The organism is Lewinella sp. W8 (assembly GCF_004375085.3).
Taxonomy (GTDB): Bacteria; Bacteroidota; Bacteroidia; order Chitinophagales; family Saprospiraceae; genus Neolewinella.
Genome location: NZ_SNAQ03000033.1, coordinates 13722 through 30007 on the forward strand (window position 1 = coordinate 13722; position 16286 = coordinate 30007).

Sequence of the window (16286 nt, forward strand, 5' to 3'; positions counted from 1 at the left end):
TTAGTGAATGCCGGGCATGAGTTGATCCAGCCGGCCGTGGATGGCGTTGCGGAAAACGTTGGCCTGGTTGGGAAGCTTCGGCAGCCAGAGCATCCGTTTCAGGGCGATGGCCTCGTGGGCCAGCAGGTTCATGGTGCAGTTCCGGGGCTCGTCGAAGCGCTTCCGGAAACGGCGGCCGATTTCGGCCAGGGTGCACAGCTCCAGGAGATAGTCCGGGTCCTTGACGCCTTCCAGGGTGTGGACGATGAACCACTTCAGGAAGTCTACCTCCATGCTGTCGAGCTTCAGGGCGTAGACCCGATCGACGATGGGCATTTCTGCCGCTACGGGGTGGGGGTGGGCGAGTTGCTGGTTCATGATTTAGAAGTTCGCGTGCCAGCTGCCGTTTTTGAACTCAGCGATCTTCTTACCGTAGCGGCCGGCGCTGCAGTCGTAGATCGCGGCCCAATCGACCTTCCCGGACCATTTGCCGGTCACCAGGCTACGAAAGCGGGTGATCTGTTTGTCCATCGGGTATTTTTTGTTGCCCCAAAAGGTTTTAGGGCGGCCGTTGGGATCCCGGTGGTCTTTGAAGTAGACCGAAAGCTTGATGCTTCCGGCGCTGGAGGGTTTGTCCGATCGGACGTGGCGTCTTAGCGTTGCCATTGGATTGAATTTATGCAGCCGGTTGGGCTACGTTGAGAATTGACGTTTTGAATTCCTCGGCCAGGGCGGGGGACCGCTTCCCGAGGCGTTGCAGGATGCGCCGTAGCGCTTCAACCGGGCCGACCTTAGCCCCGTCCTCCAGGCTCCGCAGGTACTCGTTGCGGGCCTTGGTCAGCAGCTCCTTGTTTTTGATGGTGGTCACGTTGCGCAGGTGGGCCTTGTACCAGGCTTTGGTGTTGCGGAAGCCGCCGGAGTCGTTGCGCACGTCGAAGTACACCTCCGGAATGGGAATCCAGGCCTTTTTGCCGGCCTTCTGCCGGCGTTCTACCCAGCGGGCCGCCAGCTGGATGCGGGCGATCACTTCGTTGGCCCCGCGTTTCCAGCGGCGACGGTCGAAGGGAGCGTAGACCAGGTATTCGGCCAGGGCGATCTTTCCGATCTGCTGCTGCCGCTCATCCAGCCAGTCGTGGGCGTAGAGTTCGCGGCGGGCGGTGTTCCACATCGTGTCCACCAGGCGTTGGAGCACCTGCCGTTCGCGGCGATTCAGGTGGCCGGTGATCTCCTCCATGCTCTCCGGAAGGGTAGCGGGGAAGGCCGGGGCGGCGGAACCTTTTTTTCGCGGAACTTTTTTTGGAGGGGTAACCCGTTCGGGGTTTTGCGGTTTGCTCGCCAGGTCCGACCTGCCGGGTTTGTAACCGGTCTTGTACCCCGGTGTACCCGGTGCATCTGCCGTAGGCGTAGCGCCGTTTTGGAGCTTCTCCACCGGTTTCAGTGGGTTTTCCACAGCGCCAGCATCCGCAGGAGCTTGATTTTCAAGCCCTAACGGCGTTTCGCCGCCGCTTAATTCATTTAATTTATTGGTAACCTGACTGGGTACACCCGTTGGAGTATGTGGCAAAACTTTCCGCATACCCGGCCGCCGGAGGAAAATCGGGGCCAGATTTTTCTTTGCGCCGGTGGTCGATTCCTCCAGGTGGAGTAGGTCGGGGTTGATGTGGATTTCGTAGCTGCTGTTGCTGCCGTGGAACACTTCGCTGATCCAGCTGGCCAGCTTCAGGCGCTTGCGGAGGTTGCGCACCGTCCGTTCGCTGCATTTGAGGTACTTGGCCAGCTGCTTGTTGTTGACCCGCAGGGGACGCATCAGGTAGCCGTCCGTGGCCGCTGGTGCCGTCAACTGGTAGTTGCTGGCCTGCTTCTTGAGTAGCCAAAAGAGTTGCTTCATGAGCTGGATGTGGTTGCTGTTCATCCGCTTCCCGTACTGGGGGTTATTGCCGTTCCACAGGTCGGTGGCCAGGTCCAGGAGCTTGTACGATTTGGCGATCTTCAGTTCGATCATGTTATGTTGCAATAAGAGTGGGAAGCGACCCCGGCGAACCGAAGTGCGCCGGGGGCTTCCCGCAGGACCGCTAAGACCTGCCGAGTTTGACGTAAAGCATGAGAGAAAGGCGGGCGCGGTAGACGACCTAAAGTTTGGACCGCACCCGCTTCGATAATCTCATGAAAAATGGAGCCGGGGAGGGGAGTCGAACCCCTCCGGGGACCTTCCCCGGCAAGCCTCCTCCGCGCATTCGCGGAGGAGGAGAAAAACACCTAGAAACCCTATTGATACCGCCGCTGCATGCAGCGGGCTTTGCGTTCTGCTCGGTTCTTGCTTTTCCTGGTCTTTCGCTTCTTCGCATAGGCTCGGTTCCTACTGGTTTTTTTGCCACCGCCGTTAGATTTCGACCGATGTCTTTCCCAAGGCGTAGGCTTTATCATTACCGGCAGGGTAGGTGCTTGCTCTCCAAAGAGCAAAGCCGATAAACCGAACAAGGAGGCGAGTCGACTATTTTTTCTGATCATTGATTCTCGTTTGTTAGGGCATAACCCTGATGGTACCGGGGCGGGGAATCGAACCCCGCTTGCCACCCAAAGGCCGATTTGGCCTCTAACCATTCCCGGTAAAAGCCTCCGCCCATTGGCGGAGGGTAACTACTCACTCAAAACACATCGTTTAGTGCCGGGGAGGGGAATCGAACCCCTCTAAGGGAGAGAGAAAAAACAGCAGGATAAATCAACACCATGCCCGGCAGTGGGCCCTCCCGGGGGGTAGCGGGGGAGGGCCGAAAACTCCCTATGTAGTAGAATAAATTTTTTGCTCCTCCGGCAGGGCCTCGATGGCTGCGACCAGGGAATCGTATTGGGGGTGCTCCGCCGTGATCTTTTCCTCCACGGCCAGCACCTTGAAGCGGGCCATCTGGCCGTTACCCATCTTGCGCGGTGGGGTAAGGGCAATACACGACCCCGTGGCGAACCGGTAAATGGTGTATTCCCCATCATCAGTGGCCACGTAGGTCAGATCGCCGGGAAGGAGGTGGCAACGCGACAGAAAGGTGGGAATACGGTCAAGTCCGTGGGCGCTGGTGACACCCTGGAACTCCAGGACGGTACGGGGCAGGATGCGGGGAGGTAGGGTGGAAAGACTTTCCATTTTGGAAGATTAGTGCGGCGAGGGGCCGCAGGTGCAATGAGAATGGGAGAGGGCAGCGCTATCGGATGATGCGGCGGGGGATAAAGAAGGCAGGGTCCTTACGTTCTTGCTCCACGAGCTCCATCACTTCTTTACGGTCGTATTTGATCGATCGCTCACTGGTGAAATTGGTCAGCATGCCCATATCACGTAGCTGTTTGAGCAGGCGCGTATGGTAGGTGGTGGGGTTGCCCTGGTCGTCACGCTTGACGTTAATGCCAAGTATCGTGGCGGCTTCCACGTCGGTTAACCAGGGGTTGTTTTCCTTCCGCCGTAGGCGGTTGTTTTCCCGTAGCTCCGCCGTCATGTCGCGGATGGCATCGAGGAGAAGCGCAAAGGCTTCCCCCGTCTGGGGTGGGGTAGTGGGGAGGCCGGCACCCATTACGCAGCGACGGTTACGGGGCCCAGTTGGCACCCCAGGGGGTGCAGCATCTGGTCAAACTCCGCCACGGAGCAACCGTTAATACCCGCCCCAAAATTGATCACGAGGTCCGCGTACCAGTCCTTCAGTTGAAGAACCTGAGCGAAGGCGGCCAATTCGCTGGCCGGGAAGGTTTCGGGGGAGTTGATGCGGCGGGTGAGGCGGTGGATCTTGTAGTCCGTGCCGATGATGCCGCCCATTTTTTCGGCGAGGTCATCGTGGGTCAGTTCGAGCTCAGCGAGCCGGTCTTCCACGAATCGTTCGAGGGTCGGCTTCACCAGTTGGTTTTGTTTACCGGTGGGAAACATGGCAATGAGTTTGGTCGGACCGTTGAGTATCGACATGGGAGTAGCCCGGCCGCAGCAAGTCAATTTTTGCGGCGTAATCTGAAACTTTACGGTGCGATTGTTATACTTTTGGGTTGCTATTCACAACCTTACGGCACAAAACTAATTCCGTTTGGAATAAAAATCAAATCTGAAAGGAATAATTTATTCTTTTTGGACTTGTCGTTTTCTCCTGCCTGCTTTCCAAATAAAATAAATATCAATGTTTTTCTCCCAAAACGTCAGGTACTTATTGACGAAAAAGCGGTGGAAGGCAATTGATCTTTCACGAGAGACAAAAATTTCTCAGCCATCAATATTTCGCTACCTGAGTGGGGAACGCCAGCCGAAAATTGAACAAGTCATTGAGATTTCTAGAGCGCTAGATATCAACATTGATGATCTACTTCTTAAGGACTTGACCAAGGAATCTGGACGTCCATTTGGAGCTGAGGGAGAAGACAGCGCTACAACCGATGAAACCTTAACCAGAATGAATGAGCTCCTGGAGCAGCGGCTCCGGATCGTGGAGCAGGCGTTGTTAAAGAGTGATCCTGAGCTAGCGGCTTCTTTGGGGATCACGGAGTAGGGGGGAACCTTTTGGTGAGTAATTGTTTACTATTGTGTGAGATAAACTAACTAGATGAATATTCTTAAGAGCCAGTTATTCTTTCACTACAAGCAAAGTCAAAATCTTAGGATGAGACTGTTTGATTATGAAAAAATCTTGGTCGATGATTTCGTTACTCCGTTTCCGGTGGTAAGAAATTTGTCCGACGACATTGGGGAAAGAGTAAGCCGGTTTGAATCTATTTCACTCAACGGTCACAGCAGAATCCGTATAAGCCCCACCTTTCTAAACTTTGAAACTAAATACACCAAAGAGTTTCAAGTCGATAGCTCAAAGATTCAAAAGTATCTTGAAAATAAGCTTCCAACTCTTTGGAGAATAGTAGAAAAAGAAGAGTATACGCATTACGGTATTGTACTAACCTTATACAGTGATAACAAAGCATTAGATGAGGTATTACCGGAAATTAAAAGCGTCTTCCGGGAAGACAAAATGAATCTTGACGATTTAATTGACTTAAAGGTTTCTTATGTGTACTCTTTAAGGAACAAATACTTCCTTAATGTAAAGTATTCACCGATGGTCATGGAGTTTGAATCTTCAGATCCAGTTGATGATTCTTCGAGTGAAAAAAAAGTAGAAGATTACATTGGAATCGAAGTCGTCATTGACGTAAATAACAAGCCATCTACACTTGCCAACGAAGAAGTTGGTTCGAGAGAGGATATGCTATCTTTCTTTAAAAAAGTAATTGAAAATGCCTTCTCCAATAGCACAGACAGCTTTATTAGTGGCAGCCCTGACTTCACCTCCTTACTCGAACGTGATGGAGATTGATAAGAGGTATGGATCCCTTCCCAGTTATTCAGAGAAGGATATCATCATGACTGAACTTCCAAGTGATCCAGGACAGAGATCACCTGAGTATCGTCGTCACATTACTGCTACTGCTACAGATTCTCAGTCTTACCAGTCAACTGAGGAAAAGGAACTCACTCAAAGTAAAGATCAATTTAAGTTGATTAGTAAGATTCTGATAGAGAAATCTATCGGACTTAACAAGAGTCAGCGAGATACCTCTATCAAAATAATTGATCAACTATTAAGATTAACCCGCAAAAGTACCTTCACGCTAGGCTTTTCGGAAGATGAGGTTATGTTTCACCGGAAAGTCCAGGACGGAAACCTATATCTGCTTATTGATGAGTACGGTGGTATTGCCCTGAACTATGTTGGTCGTCCTGGAAAAGGGAGTAGTGCCCAATATTTTGACGAGGAAGAAGTCGACCCACGAAAAATTAACCAGGTTGCCAATCAATTCGTACGACGTTCGTAAGTATTGGTTATTGCTAATCAGTAATAATCTACGATTAATGCGGCCCATTCTCGAATATGAGAATGGAGATAAGCTTTTTCGTAGATCAAAACCTCACTCTCCTAGCCAGCATTTTGTTGAATCTCGATTAGGGGAACTATCAACTAATTGGGCAAGAATTTGCCAAAATGGGAATCTAGTATTGCTCTCTCCATTTGGGGATTCTTCAATGTATTCTACTAAGCATACAAGAGTATTGGTATTTGATACTTCAAAATACCCTGAAGATGAACTTCCAGAACGAGTTTTTGAAGACGGAAAGGGCAATAGCCTAAGGGTAGTAGTAAAGCATTCTCCATTAGCAAAGAACTATAGTCATTGCGATATAGACGGTTATCTCACAACAGCAGATGGTGAGTTTGAAAATGCACTCCTCAAAGTCAGCGAATACCAAGGACACCCATTTACGGGTAGGCCATTAAAAAAGCTTCGGAACGAATATAGGGTTGCCCTAGCATACTGGTTTCAATTCGAAGACGAGGAAGACGGAAAGGAAAGAGTCTTCGAAGTTGAGCTTACGCCTCCTTCCTAGAATAGAAAGACCTAGGTTGCGATCAGAGGAGGGCCCTAAATTATTTTATCCTTCCCTTTTCAGGGGAGGGCAAGCACTTCTATTGGGGAAAACATTAATATGTTTAAGGCCTTGTCTTTTTAAAAACAAAGTGTTTGTTTTGTAGTCTCTCGCGCAAAACTTAAAACACTTTGACCCCGGAACGGCAAAAGACGATCCTTAGACTCCGTGCGGAGCTGGCCGATCCGGCGACTTCCAAAGCCAGGCGCTTTAGGATCATATTCGAAATCCTCACCCTGGTTCGAAAACGCTGATACCAAATAAAGAAGCTTTCTGACAGACAACGTGAGTTTTCGCCTCATCCAGGATACTGGATGGGGCTTTTTCATACTAAGAGGAAGAAAAATACACCTTACTTATTCTTCTTTTTTAGATGTGTATTCCATACATTACTTGCTATTCATAGCATTCTTTTTTCTCTCATGTAAATAAACTAGTTTCATAAACGACTGAAGAAAAAGTCGAAAACTCTTTAGCCCCCAACTAGCCCTCACTAGTGGGGGCTTTTTCCTTCCTAGTCACACAAAATGGATTGTCTGCCTAACCCACAATCATCTTCCTAGTTGAGGAACAGTTACTTTTTTGTAACTTCGGACGTCTTATGAATGAGTATTTTTTGATAGCCTTCGCTATGAACAACTGACTCCACTAGACCATAGTGGATTTTTTATGCCCAATTTTTATTGATTGCCCCATCCGAGTATCCCTCCGGATGGGGCACTTATTTATGTCGATCTCTTACCACGTCCTGCGGGGTCAGAGGGGGCCTTTTCGTGCCTCCAGAAGGCGTTAGCACTGACCTTGGTTTGACTTTCTGGGGTGGGGATTGACTGCCAATTAGTTGCGCGGTGTTTGAAAGTCCCTCACTGCCCACATATTTTCAAACAGTTGTTTGATTAAAACCCCGAAATTCAGTGTTTGCTGAGCTTCGGGGTTTTTTCTTGCACCTATGTTGTGAAACAATTTGTGTTTTTTTGGTGCGAAAAAGTGTATATTTGGGCAACACTGTTATCCTATTGTTGACCATCTGAAACACTGTTGACCATGACCGTCCGTTCCATCCTCTGGAAGTACAAACCTCGCCGCGACGGAACCTGTAACATCAAGTTATCGATCTACGCAGACGGTAAAAGAAGGTTTGAGCGAACACAGTTTTACACTTCCCCAAAAGATTGGGATGAAAAACGCGGCCGGCTGAAAAGGACGGCACCCCTGGCCGATAAGATTAACGGCATTCTCACCAGACTGGAAACGGAGGCTAAGGGAGAACTACTTGGAGTAAGCTCATCCCTGATTCGTTTTGTAGCGCAGTACGTCGAAGACTGCCAGGCTGGCCTGGAGGACCTGCGGCCGGGCACCTGGAAAAAGTTTATCTCCTTCCGTAACAAGCTCCGTGCCTATGCAGCAGCCCGTGAACTGGACGACATCACCTTTGAGGACGTCAATATGCGATTCTACAAGGATTTCACCCAGTTCCTTCGGGAAACGGGCACCGGTCGATCCGGAGTGGCCAACCACATCAAGCATCTGAAGAAGTTCATGCAGATGGGCCTGGATCAGGATCTGCACAAAAACATTGCCTTCAAGGCCAAGACCTTCAAAGCCGAAAAAATCCGGCCTAACGATAAGATTTACCTGACGGTCGAGGAGATCGAAGCCATGGCGCAGCTCGACCTTTCCCACAGTCCGGCCCTCGAGCGGGAGCGCGATCGCTTTCTGGTCTCCTATTATATGGTCTTGCGTTACGGAGACAGCGTCCGAATCAGCCGAGCCAACATCATCCAGCATAACGGCACCACCTACTACAAGAACACGGCAGAAAAAACCGGAACGGTGAGCTTCATCCCGGTAAAACCGGCCGCCCTCAAAATCATCAAGGCCCACAACTACGACCTGAGCGGCGACACGAACCAGGAAGCCAACCGCAAACTGAAGATCATTGCTGCCATGGCCGGGATCACCGATGACATGTCTGGCCCCAGGGAGGGCTACTTCCCCAAGTCCGGCCTGGTCACCACCCACACGGCACGGCGGAGCGCCGCGACCAACCTGCTCCTTTCCGGTGTCCCCCTCAGCGAGATCATGCAGCTGGGTGGCTGGAAGTATGAGGCGACGTTGAAGCAGTACCTCTTAGCGGGGGGAATTCGGCTGGCGGAGTTGAGTGCGGGGAGGGAGTTTTTTAGGTAGTCAGACTCAAATTATTGGCACGGAAGTAAATGAAGTTGGAAAAGGGAGAGACTAATACTGAACACTTTCCTCCCATTTTAAAAAAAGGTTAGAAAAAAGCACTTTAGCTTAAACTATAGTTAATGGTTCGTCGTTTAAACTATAGTTAATGTATTGAAACCATGATTCTAGAAACACATTGGGGGCTACATCCACAGCAAGGAAAGAGCAAGATTCAGATTGAGAGTAGTTTCTTAGATGACGAACAGCATGAGATGGTCAGAGAAGCTGCTAGAGATTTTGCTAGAAGTAGGCTTATGCCTGTTATCATTGATGATCTAGAAAGTAAACTTAATGGTGACTTTTTCAACAGAGTAGGCTTCACTGCTTCTGATTATAAAGAAAGAGCTAAGTTCAAGTTTAACTCAAGTGTTCTTTTAAGTGATGAAGTCACCAAACTTATCGTATGTGGCTACGAATATGACCTTTTTCTTCCAGTGGGAAATTTAGGTAAATCTGAGACTGCATTGGAAGCATTAGCGGCCGCACAGGAGCTGAACGACTTGCTAGATTCACAAGACTATTTTCTGGCGATTGTTCAAAATCTTCATAGACCTAATCTGTCTAGTAGAGCGCGACATCTACTTCACTCGCTTGCATCACAGTTGGCACTTGAAATTCTTACAGTAGAGGATAAAATAAAGCTCATCAAATGGGATTACAAACGCGTAACGAGAACAAAAACAATACGTGTATCGCACACGAATAAGCTTTGGCAGGTACTACCTGCACTAAAGAATACAAGAAGCTATTTAGATCAAAAGGTTTCAAGAAAGAAGGTAGTAGGTAACTCAAACCTGTATTTGATTACCTCAACGCCAAAACATGGCATAGTCACCTTCTTGAATTATGAAATCCAAAGCAAATCTTATCGGTGTTGTAGAGCAGCTTAAAGCTGATGCTCACATACACGGGTTAACAAAAAATCAAGTAGAATCTCTAGATGATATAATTGATGCACTTCGCGCTGAAGAGAAGCGTGATACGCTCAAAGACGTTTCAGAGATAACCCTCAATGTTGTTAATGCTATCAAGTTGATCGTTGAGTGGCTTGGAAATACATCTTAATTAATATGAATATTCCGTCGAAGATCAAAGAAATCCGAGAGAAAAAAGGCATCTCTCAAGCAGCCTTGGCTGAAGCTTCAGGACTCAGTGCTACATACATAAGCCAAGTGGAGAGTGGCAAAAAATCACCTACTCTCAAATCTCTTCAGAAACTAAGTGATGCTATTGGAGTACCTTTTCCAATTCTATCTTTTCTCGCCTTGGAAGAAAGCGATGTGGCTCCGCAAAAAAGGAGTGCCTACAAAATTCTAGCTCCTGCCGTTAATGAACTAATCCAGGAGGTCTTTGCTATTGACGTGGAATAAACTCTATCATCATTAGTGGTAACTCTTTCTCTTTCTAGCTGGCCCTCGGAATTTTTGGTGAAATACTACTTATAAGACGATTCATTCCGATAGAAAGAGCAACCAGCAGATTAACCCTAGCCCAGGTTTGTGCCGTCCTTTGTTAGCGGGACGTTCCTTTCTGATCTAACTCAAGGAATGTTTTTTCAAGTCTTTTTCTTAAATGGCTATCTATGTTTGTCAGGGGATAAAAATAGTAGAACATGCCAGGATCAGCAGGTGTTTCTAGCTTCTCTAGCATATATGGGCCTTTCAAAACTCCTGAGTTATTAGGGTAGTTTTCTAAAAACCGAGACAAGTTGTTTGGGTCGTCAGGTTGTTTATACCTAATGATGAAGTTAAGGTAGTCTGGATGGTAAAATTCTAGCGTATACAATTTCTCGTCTTCATAGTAACCTAGTAGGTTAATATTGGTGAGCTCTAACCCTTCTAGGTAGTAAATGCCGGGGTAGTTATCTCCAATAATTTCCATAAATCTATCTGCAGATTCAAGATTAGCATTATCAACTTCATAGTAATTATCATCACTAATAGCACGGAAAGTAAGTTTTTCAATTGTGGGAAAGCTTTCATAGCCCGAGAGGGGATCATTGTTTCCACTATCTATTTGATTAATCCAGTAGACCACTCCGCTTAAAAATATAAGCAAGACGCCAGCCAGAAATGCATACATTGCGTATGCCCTAAGTCTTCTTTCTTTTGCATTAATCCTTTTTATTGCTAATTCGTACCTCTGTTGCTTAGTAAGGCTCTCTAAATCCAACCTCTCTTCTGTAAGAAATTTTTCAACGATGGCTCCCCGAGTTTTTTCAGGGGCCAATTCTATTCGTTTTTCTATACTTTCATTATTGCTTTTATTGACAAAGTAATATATCGAAGCAAGAAATGCTAAGAGGCTAAATATGCCACTTATCTCTGGTAGTTTTTCTAGCAATAGCTCCATGATACATTTTCGATTTTAGAACCAGTTTTTCTTGAAAATTGACTTTCTGTTCTGCCAGATTATCTCATTTTTTTTTAAAGTGTCTAAGTCATATCCTTCTATCCGGAGTAGTTCTATCCCGAATTGAGAAAAATTTGGAATCAGGTAAGAATCTGCCTGAAAATGCCACCATTCCGCACTTAAGTATTGCTTGTTGTTCTTTCTTAGATACGAGGGCCTTGGGCTTATGGGATTAAATCCATGGTTTATTGCAAGCTTAGAGAAATTAATAAACTTTCCCGAGACCTTCTTTATTAGATCTTCTCTAGAGTTCCAGCTCTTCCAATAAGTGGCGTTCAGTTCTAATTCTTCACCGCTTGCGGCTCTTAGGTAAACAATCCAATATGGTCCTTTTTTACTCTCATTTTTTACAACGATAACTGGATCTTCATCAGGATTAAAGAAGCCTGATGACACTGATATGTCAAAAGCGAGTCCAACATAGTGCATCGATTTAGAAGAGCGATGCTGATTTAGTCTTTCATGTAGGCTACGCTTTCCACCTGAAGTTGGAAGTATCCCCCCTGCAGCCAGAACTATCTCTCTTAACCGGAGATAGTTATACGATACATCTGACCTCAAATACAGGTAAGGGAGGCCATTGAAACTACTAGAAATATCGGCATCACATTTCACCCAAGTAAGCCGCTCTCTGTTTATGTAACGAGGATATTGTAACATCCACAATGTGTCCTTACCTGGGATTCCGTCAACAAATAATCCAGCCTTCTCTTGAAATTCACTGATTGTGTCTCTGAAATTCTTCTTATTCAATTCAGACTGGCTACGGATTACTTTATGCTCAACAAGAAGCTGAGATATTGCAGCCAAATAAGTTTCTTCAGGCTTTTTCATGAATACGGTTGCTTGTTCACAAGTTGTTCGATATCAAGACTTTATCGTATGTCTCGCAGCCAGTTCCTCGCCCTGCTAACAGCATCATCACTAGGAGTGTCTGTTTTCTTAACTTTACCAACCATTTCTTCATAGACGTCTAAGATGATATCCTCATCGTAAAGATCTGAGTTTGATCTTAAGCACTCTTCAAGAGACTTTCCCCGAGCAATTTGTTTGACCGTAAAAGCTACAGTCTTACCCTTGTATAGATTACTAACTGACAGTGGTTCATTTATCTCTACGGCTATAGGCTGAGGAATTAAGGTTTCTTTGTTTTTTGCAATGTATTTAGACAGTTCAGGAATCACCTTCTTTTTAATTGCTAAGTAAGTGTCATAGGTGAAATCATCAACTGGAGACAACTTGCTTAGGACAATGTTGAGTCCATCAATCCCTAACCCCAGCCCCTGAATTTCATACCTCGCATTCACCTTGCCAAGTTCAACAGCAGCGCCGATTGAGTTCAGGGATAGTTGAAAATTAACATCTAGGTTGGTTAGCTTCAGTACTATTCGAATCCCTACGCCCCACCTTGTTGCATATACAACTCTATCTTCTGAGATCACTTTGTCATACTTATCTACGTATGCAATAGCGTCTAAGTAGTAGGCCTTGTCGTTGTATTTAATGTCCCCTCCAAAAATTGGGCTTAGCTTTATTGTAGCTGCCACACTAGTAGAAATACTTTCTTGGACAACATTGAAATTTACAAAAATAAGGTCGTTGTTAGTCTCTTCTAAGGGGACAACCTTTGCTCTTTCTTCACCAAACTTTGGAATCAAGGATAGTAGTGAGCCATTTTTAGTAATTGCTGGGTTTACAGGTATAAATGCCATGTCGGGGTAGTGCTTTATGGGGAAAATTTTCTTAGGTGACCTAGATTACAAGGGCTATAGACTCTTTGGTTAGAGAAAAGAATCAACACTTGAAGCTATATCACTATACAATAGTGATTACGGCACAGCCAAGATATTGAAAATTTTCATAAGTTGCACTATCTAAATTGTCACAGGTAAACAAAGGGGTAAACGCTTTCCAGTGGCCGTGTGCGCCATTCTTCCAGTAAAGGAATAATCTTGCCCGTTACCCGCGAGATCGTCGAAGGAGATACTTCAACACCGTACATCTCTTCGAGAAAATCCCGAATGTCACGCAAAGAACTGCCACGGGCATAAAGCGCCATGATCTGCTTTTCAATGTCTTTGGGTAGCGACTTAGAACGCTTGGGTACTATTTTAGGGGAGAAGGTGCTCCGGCGGTCACGGGGCGTATCAATCTCTACTTCGCCCAGGCTGGTGCGCACCCGTTTCTTGCCTTTACCATTTTTACAGTTCGGCAAATCATCCTCAGCAATATGATCTTCGACTTCACCTTCTAGGGCTTGCTCCAAAAAAGCTTTGAGCAGAGGCGTGAAGGCTCCGCCCTCACCCAACAAGCCTTCTCCGGCCTGCAATTTGGCAATCGCTTCCTTACGAAAGCTTTCCATATCAAATTCAAAATCTTCCTTCATGACTCAGTGTGTTTACGAAAGTTAAGAGTTTACTTCGTGACACACTTTTTGCAACGGTCTCCCAACCGCTCCCTAGCCTCTCCCAAATACTTCTCTACCGTCTCCAGGTACTGCCGGAACATCCCCACGTGGATTTCCACGTAGTCAAGATGTTCCGCCAGCTCCTGAAGTTGTTCGGTGGTCATTACGCCTCTTCTTCGGGAGATAGGCCACCGATCAGCTGGATATCAGCGTAGATACCTTTGCTTTCCTCAATCACGTAGCTACCCAGGCGATAGACCCGGCTGGCCACCTGGAAGGACTGCGTGGCAACCTGCTCCACCTTATCACGGGGCGTTCCGGTACGGGCGCTCAGCTCGTCGAGTACCTGGACGCTTTCTTCGGGCGTCAGGTCGAGGAACTGACGGATGAAAGTGTTCCGGTCGTTGAAGACTTCCATGGCCAAGGGGTAGGCGTCATACAAGGCCAGTATATCGGTGAACTGCAGCCCGTCCTCCAGGGGCGTTTTGATCTTGCGATAGATTTCGATGCTATCGCCGAGGGTGTCGACTACTTCATCGTAGCCGTACTGATTAGAATTATTCATTGCGCATGAATTTGAAGGTGATAAATGCGCAACCGTCCGGGGAGAGCCAACTCCTAATTCTTAGCGGGTCAGGTAGTAAATGCCGCCCACCAGGGCCAGTACCGGGAGGATCCCAGTACGGCAGCTGACGGCGCTTCCTACGCCAAAAAGTCGCTGTTCGTTGCGGGCCGCTTCCTGTACCTGATCGTAGGAGGAAACAAGGCCCTGGTATGCTATGCGGGCGCGTCGCAGGGCGCGCTCGATCGGTTCGGTGATCCTGGCCACGTCGGTGAGGGCTGGCGGAGCGTCCCACTCTACGGGAGCGATACAACTTACTGAGACAGCTGGTGGAACTCCTCCGGCACCGCCAAGATTTCTGACATGTTTTCTGAGTTACCTCTTTTTGAGAGTTCCGAGGCCCCACGGTGATGCCGTGGGGCTTTTTGTTTGCTATCTACCCAATCAGCGGATGCTTGCTCCAATTCCGGATTCAGCCAATCTATCCGTCGGAGGACTTGCGGCTGATCACCTTCGTGATCATAACTAAGGAAAATATGTCAGCACAAGTTGGCCTAATACCAGTTGACTGATTCTGATGTAATTATGCTGTAAATGGCTGTTAAAACAATCGCGGCTTGTTCACCTCCAATTGCAAACTTTGAGGTTTCTGTAAGTGATTTATTTTCTATTTGTGAATAAGCCCCTAATGCAAGGAAACACAATAGGAACAATAAGACAGGGATATGATTACTGAAAATTTTACCCCACAGTAAATCAATACCTACCCACGTAATAATCCCACCAATAAGCATTGCTAACAATGGGTTCTTGATAACCTTGACGAAGAGCCCTCCAATCAAAGAAATCGGAAGGGAAGTGATGGATAATATCACAAGAAGGGGTAAACAAATGTATCCTACTATTTCCATTTGGCAAGAGCTTTCTTTTTGATTCTAAAAAGGTTTTACCTCGCTTCAAGATACGACTTTTGAAAAGATCAAATTTTTGAAGGACTACAATTGCAACCCTCCATCCGAGATCAGATCAGGGCCCTCCGGGCGCAGTTGGCGGAGCGTCCCACTCTACGGGAGCGATACAACTTACTGAGACAGCTGGTGGAACTCCTCCGGCGCCGCCAAGATTTCTGACATGTTTTCTGAGTTACCTCTTTTTGAGAGTTCCGAGGCCCCACGGTGATGCCGTGGGGCTTTTAGTTGTACATATTTTAGAAGCCAGCACTTAGGTTGACTCGTCTTAAAGAACTATCTCAACTGATAGAAGCTTTATATGGATTTATTTCTCTTCGGGGAAAACTACACTATTCGCATAGATTTTTAGTTGGTACACTAGCTCTTTAAATTCTGATGAGACTTGAGTTTTATCTTTATCCTCATAGTCTTGTAACTTTCTCAAAAACTCGGGCAACTTGTATTGCCAACCTGTGATGGAATAATAAAACTCTACATTTTTCTGAAACGTGCTTAAGCCTTTAATGTATTTGACATATTGTGGATTGCTAATCATACTTTCCAGCTGAAGTAAAAAATTTAAGCCTCTGCACGAAGTGAAATATTCGTATAAGATATTCTTATCAGGGTGTGTTATATCATATTCCTTCTCGAAACCGTCAATTATTTTTTGATTTATTTTTTCATATTTCTTGCCTGTGTAGGAACTCCACAAATAAAATGCAAAGTACACTAACACAGCACCAACCAGCATATCTAGTAGATTGAAGCTACTGTTGTCAAATGCGTAATATTTTTTTAAAATCTCTATTTCTGCAATATCTGCCACTTTCCCAGTTGGAATAATTTCAGGAATTTCACCCTTTTTCGAAAGAATTAAAGCCTTTATCAAAAAGTTCTGGTCTTTGTCAAAAATAAATCTATTAAAACTTACTTTTTGTTGTGTCGAATCTAGTTTTGGCTTTAAACTTTTAGTAATATAATCATTCGTTGATTCAATGATATTTGGGGTTTCAACGAAAATGCCCTTGTCAATTTTAAATCCTAATGGGAAATTTTCATCAAAAGAATTAGTTTTAAGTGAGATGTCCCCAGAGTTGACAATCCTTAGGGAAAAGATTAAGAGATTTTCGTTACTTTGTAGTATGTTTTTATTTCTATAAAGTATACTTAAATCACTAAGAGCTTGTTTGGGAATTAAATTCTGCGAAATCAATTTAGGCACTGCATAGTCATATTGATATTGGCTAATTTCAGGTGTGCGGCCGAACTTTCTACGGTGTGCTCGTAGTCAATGACGTTTCTGCG

At 46.3% G+C, this 16286-nt stretch carries 23 protein-coding genes and 1 tRNA gene; 8 read left to right on the forward strand and 16 right to left on the reverse strand.

Features of this window, described 5'->3' with window-relative positions; translation table 11 throughout:
• The 7 genes from E1J53_RS23275 to E1J53_RS23305 all read right to left on the reverse strand — a co-directional run bounded on the left by E1J53_RS23275 (position 1) and on the right by E1J53_RS23305 (position 3883).
• On the reverse strand, positions 1 to 357 hold the full coding sequence (locus E1J53_RS23275) for a hypothetical protein (RefSeq protein WP_134272888.1): 357 nt from the start codon (positions 355 to 357) through the stop codon (positions 1 to 3).
• A gap of 3 nt (positions 358 to 360) precedes the next feature.
• Complete coding sequence (locus E1J53_RS23280; protein WP_134272887.1) at positions 361 to 645, reverse strand: hypothetical protein; 285 nt, start codon at positions 643 to 645, stop codon at positions 361 to 363.
• Between the two features lie 10 nt (positions 646 to 655).
• Positions 656 to 1981, reverse strand: coding sequence for a hypothetical protein (locus E1J53_RS23285; protein WP_134272886.1), 1326 nt, complete (start codon positions 1979 to 1981; stop codon positions 656 to 658).
• A gap of 536 nt (positions 1982 to 2517) precedes the next feature.
• A tRNA-Pro gene (locus tag E1J53_RS23290) sits at positions 2518 to 2587 on the reverse strand.
• Positions 2588 to 2758: 171 nt separating this feature from the next.
• Complete coding sequence (locus tag E1J53_RS23295) at positions 2759 to 3115, reverse strand: hypothetical protein (RefSeq protein WP_134272885.1); 357 nt, start codon at positions 3113 to 3115, stop codon at positions 2759 to 2761.
• A gap of 58 nt (positions 3116 to 3173) precedes the next feature.
• Positions 3174 to 3536: a hypothetical protein gene (locus tag E1J53_RS23300; RefSeq protein ID WP_134272884.1), complete on the reverse strand. Its 363-nt coding sequence runs from the start codon at positions 3534 to 3536 to the stop codon at positions 3174 to 3176.
• Positions 3536 to 3883 (reverse strand): hypothetical protein, encoded by a 348-nt coding sequence (locus E1J53_RS23305; protein ID WP_134272883.1) that lies wholly within the window; start codon positions 3881 to 3883, stop codon positions 3536 to 3538. Before E1J53_RS23305 ends, E1J53_RS23300 begins: the two co-directional genes overlap by 1 nt.
• A gap of 241 nt (positions 3884 to 4124) precedes the next feature.
• Here E1J53_RS23305 and E1J53_RS23310 point away from each other — a divergent pair, with 241 nt between their 5' ends.
• The 8 genes from E1J53_RS23310 (at position 4125) to E1J53_RS23345 (ending at position 10017) form a co-directional block, all read left to right on the forward strand.
• Positions 4125 to 4490 carry a helix-turn-helix domain-containing protein gene (locus E1J53_RS23310; protein ID WP_134272882.1) on the forward strand — a complete coding sequence of 122 codons (366 nt, stop codon included), beginning with the start codon at positions 4125 to 4127 and terminating at the stop codon, positions 4488 to 4490.
• A 54-nt stretch (positions 4491 to 4544) separates the two neighbouring features.
• Positions 4545 to 5309, forward strand: coding sequence for a hypothetical protein (locus E1J53_RS23315; protein WP_134272881.1), 765 nt, complete (start codon positions 4545 to 4547; stop codon positions 5307 to 5309).
• A gap of 46 nt (positions 5310 to 5355) precedes the next feature.
• A complete protein-coding gene (locus E1J53_RS23320) occupies positions 5356 to 5808 on the forward strand; it encodes a hypothetical protein (protein ID WP_134272880.1) in 453 nt (150 codons plus the stop codon).
• A 37-nt stretch (positions 5809 to 5845) separates the two neighbouring features.
• Positions 5846 to 6379: a hypothetical protein gene (locus E1J53_RS23325; protein ID WP_134272879.1), complete on the forward strand. Its 534-nt coding sequence runs from the start codon at positions 5846 to 5848 to the stop codon at positions 6377 to 6379.
• A 1083-nt stretch (positions 6380 to 7462) separates the two neighbouring features.
• Positions 7463 to 8605 (forward strand): phage integrase SAM-like domain-containing protein, encoded by a 1143-nt coding sequence (locus E1J53_RS23330; RefSeq protein ID WP_134272878.1) that lies wholly within the window; start codon positions 7463 to 7465, stop codon positions 8603 to 8605.
• A 161-nt stretch (positions 8606 to 8766) separates the two neighbouring features.
• A complete protein-coding gene (locus E1J53_RS23335; RefSeq protein ID WP_134272877.1) occupies positions 8767 to 9537 on the forward strand; it encodes a hypothetical protein in 771 nt (256 codons plus the stop codon).
• Complete coding sequence (locus tag E1J53_RS23340) at positions 9494 to 9712, forward strand: hypothetical protein (protein WP_134272876.1); 219 nt, start codon at positions 9494 to 9496, stop codon at positions 9710 to 9712. Before E1J53_RS23335 ends, E1J53_RS23340 begins: the two co-directional genes overlap by 44 nt.
• A 5-nt stretch (positions 9713 to 9717) precedes the next feature.
• Positions 9718 to 10017 carry a helix-turn-helix domain-containing protein gene (locus E1J53_RS23345; protein WP_134272875.1) on the forward strand — a complete coding sequence of 100 codons (300 nt, stop codon included), beginning with the start codon at positions 9718 to 9720 and terminating at the stop codon, positions 10015 to 10017.
• Between the two features lie 142 nt (positions 10018 to 10159).
• Here the strand turns inward: E1J53_RS23345 and E1J53_RS23350 are convergent, their stop codons facing one another.
• From E1J53_RS23350 to E1J53_RS23390, 9 genes are all read right to left on the reverse strand, one after another.
• The gene (locus E1J53_RS23350) at positions 10160 to 10999 is read right to left on the reverse strand and encodes a hypothetical protein (protein ID WP_134272874.1); all 840 of its coding nucleotides are present in this window, start codon (positions 10997 to 10999) and stop codon (positions 10160 to 10162) included.
• Positions 11000 to 11014: 15 nt separating this feature from the next.
• On the reverse strand, positions 11015 to 11893 hold the full coding sequence (locus tag E1J53_RS23355) for a hypothetical protein (RefSeq protein ID WP_134272873.1): 879 nt from the start codon (positions 11891 to 11893) through the stop codon (positions 11015 to 11017).
• Between the two features lie 41 nt (positions 11894 to 11934).
• The gene (locus tag E1J53_RS23360) at positions 11935 to 12771 is read right to left on the reverse strand and encodes a hypothetical protein (protein WP_134272872.1); all 837 of its coding nucleotides are present in this window, start codon (positions 12769 to 12771) and stop codon (positions 11935 to 11937) included.
• Between the two features lie 170 nt (positions 12772 to 12941).
• A complete protein-coding gene (locus tag E1J53_RS23365) occupies positions 12942 to 13445 on the reverse strand; it encodes a transposase (protein WP_134272871.1) in 504 nt (167 codons plus the stop codon).
• Between the two features lie 29 nt (positions 13446 to 13474).
• The gene (locus tag E1J53_RS23370; protein WP_154640289.1) at positions 13475 to 13630 is read right to left on the reverse strand and encodes a hypothetical protein; all 156 of its coding nucleotides are present in this window, start codon (positions 13628 to 13630) and stop codon (positions 13475 to 13477) included.
• The gene (locus E1J53_RS23375; protein ID WP_134272870.1) at positions 13630 to 14031 is read right to left on the reverse strand and encodes a hypothetical protein; all 402 of its coding nucleotides are present in this window, start codon (positions 14029 to 14031) and stop codon (positions 13630 to 13632) included. The genes E1J53_RS23370 and E1J53_RS23375 overlap by 1 nt, the downstream gene beginning before the upstream one ends.
• 60 nt (positions 14032 to 14091) lie before the next feature.
• Entirely contained in the window at positions 14092 to 14295 is a 204-nt protein-coding gene (locus E1J53_RS23380; RefSeq protein WP_134272869.1) for a hypothetical protein, read from the reverse strand.
• Between the two features lie 287 nt (positions 14296 to 14582).
• Positions 14583 to 14939, reverse strand: coding sequence for a hypothetical protein (locus E1J53_RS23385; RefSeq protein ID WP_134272868.1), 357 nt, complete (start codon positions 14937 to 14939; stop codon positions 14583 to 14585).
• Between the two features lie 364 nt (positions 14940 to 15303).
• Positions 15304 to 16203: a hypothetical protein gene (locus E1J53_RS23390; protein WP_134272867.1), complete on the reverse strand. Its 900-nt coding sequence runs from the start codon at positions 16201 to 16203 to the stop codon at positions 15304 to 15306.
• Between the last annotated feature and the right edge of the window lie 83 nt (positions 16204 to 16286).

Bases quoted from the DNA above. Each gene is read 5' to 3' on its own strand.
- E1J53_RS23275 (WP_134272888.1), bottom strand. From the start codon at position 357: ATGAACCAGCAACTCGCCCACCCCCACCCCGTAGCGGCAGAAATGCCC.
- E1J53_RS23280 (WP_134272887.1), bottom strand. From the start codon at position 645: ATGGCAACGCTAAGACGCCACGTCCGATCGGACAAACCCTCCAGCGCC.
- E1J53_RS23285 (WP_134272886.1), bottom strand. From the start codon at position 1,981: ATGATCGAACTGAAGATCGCCAAATCGTACAAGCTCCTGGACCTGGCC.
- E1J53_RS23295 (WP_134272885.1), bottom strand. From the start codon at position 3,115: ATGGAAAGTCTTTCCACCCTACCTCCCCGCATCCTGCCCCGTACCGTC.
- E1J53_RS23300 (WP_134272884.1), bottom strand. From the start codon at position 3,536: ATGGGTGCCGGCCTCCCCACTACCCCACCCCAGACGGGGGAAGCCTTT.
- E1J53_RS23305 (WP_134272883.1), bottom strand. From the start codon at position 3,883: ATGTTTCCCACCGGTAAACAAAACCAACTGGTGAAGCCGACCCTCGAA.
- E1J53_RS23310 (WP_134272882.1), top strand. From the start codon at position 4,125: ATGTTTTTCTCCCAAAACGTCAGGTACTTATTGACGAAAAAGCGGTGG.
- E1J53_RS23315 (WP_134272881.1), top strand. From the start codon at position 4,545: ATGAATATTCTTAAGAGCCAGTTATTCTTTCACTACAAGCAAAGTCAA.
- E1J53_RS23320 (WP_134272880.1), top strand. From the start codon at position 5,356: ATGACTGAACTTCCAAGTGATCCAGGACAGAGATCACCTGAGTATCGT.
- E1J53_RS23325 (WP_134272879.1), top strand. From the start codon at position 5,846: ATGCGGCCCATTCTCGAATATGAGAATGGAGATAAGCTTTTTCGTAGA.
- E1J53_RS23330 (WP_134272878.1), top strand. From the start codon at position 7,463: ATGACCGTCCGTTCCATCCTCTGGAAGTACAAACCTCGCCGCGACGGA.
- E1J53_RS23335 (WP_134272877.1), top strand. From the start codon at position 8,767: ATGATTCTAGAAACACATTGGGGGCTACATCCACAGCAAGGAAAGAGC.
- E1J53_RS23340 (WP_134272876.1), top strand. From the start codon at position 9,494: ATGAAATCCAAAGCAAATCTTATCGGTGTTGTAGAGCAGCTTAAAGCT.
- E1J53_RS23345 (WP_134272875.1), top strand. From the start codon at position 9,718: ATGAATATTCCGTCGAAGATCAAAGAAATCCGAGAGAAAAAAGGCATC.
- E1J53_RS23350 (WP_134272874.1), bottom strand. From the start codon at position 10,999: ATGGAGCTATTGCTAGAAAAACTACCAGAGATAAGTGGCATATTTAGC.
- E1J53_RS23355 (WP_134272873.1), bottom strand. From the start codon at position 11,893: ATGAAAAAGCCTGAAGAAACTTATTTGGCTGCAATATCTCAGCTTCTT.
- E1J53_RS23360 (WP_134272872.1), bottom strand. From the start codon at position 12,771: ATGGCATTTATACCTGTAAACCCAGCAATTACTAAAAATGGCTCACTA.
- E1J53_RS23365 (WP_134272871.1), bottom strand. From the start codon at position 13,445: ATGAAGGAAGATTTTGAATTTGATATGGAAAGCTTTCGTAAGGAAGCG.
- E1J53_RS23370 (WP_154640289.1), bottom strand. From the start codon at position 13,630: ATGACCACCGAACAACTTCAGGAGCTGGCGGAACATCTTGACTACGTG.
- E1J53_RS23375 (WP_134272870.1), bottom strand. From the start codon at position 14,031: ATGAATAATTCTAATCAGTACGGCTACGATGAAGTAGTCGACACCCTC.
- E1J53_RS23385 (WP_134272868.1), bottom strand. From the start codon at position 14,939: ATGGAAATAGTAGGATACATTTGTTTACCCCTTCTTGTGATATTATCC.